The sequence below is a fragment of the Achromobacter sp. SIMBA_011 genome, from assembly GCF_046535435.1.
In the GTDB taxonomy this organism is placed as follows: domain Bacteria; phylum Pseudomonadota; class Gammaproteobacteria; order Burkholderiales; family Burkholderiaceae_B; genus Achromobacter; species Achromobacter dolens.
In genome coordinates this window covers 1-239 of the sequence record NZ_JAWRWN010001165.1, presented here as the reverse complement: position 1 = coordinate 239, position 239 = coordinate 1, and the positions used below count along the sequence as shown (strand labels likewise).

The window sequence follows — 239 nt, the reverse complement described above, 5'->3', positions numbered from 1 at the left end:
CCTCATTCCTGTGCTCGTCACAGGAATCTAGTCAGCCCAAGTCCTTGGGCTGAAAGGACTCTTCTCGCCGCGTAGACACGCGTCGGCTCGATTCCTGTGACAAGCACAGGAATGAGGGGAGATTCGCCAGTTTTGAAGCAGCAAGCCCGATACGAACCCATCCTGATCTAAAGGCGATGATCGGGAAACAGATTGCCGGAATGTGCGGCAAAATACGGCGACAGGTCTTCTTCGCGCAC

Annotated in this window: 1 protein-coding gene; it reads right to left on the bottom strand. The window is 54.8% G+C overall.

Annotation, left to right across the window (positions count from 1 at the left end):
• Nucleotides 1–31: 31 nt before the first annotated feature.
• Nucleotides 32–239 (bottom strand): hypothetical protein (locus tag SB816_RS34700; RefSeq protein WP_410548586.1); only part of this gene is annotated, 208 nt, incomplete at its 5' end.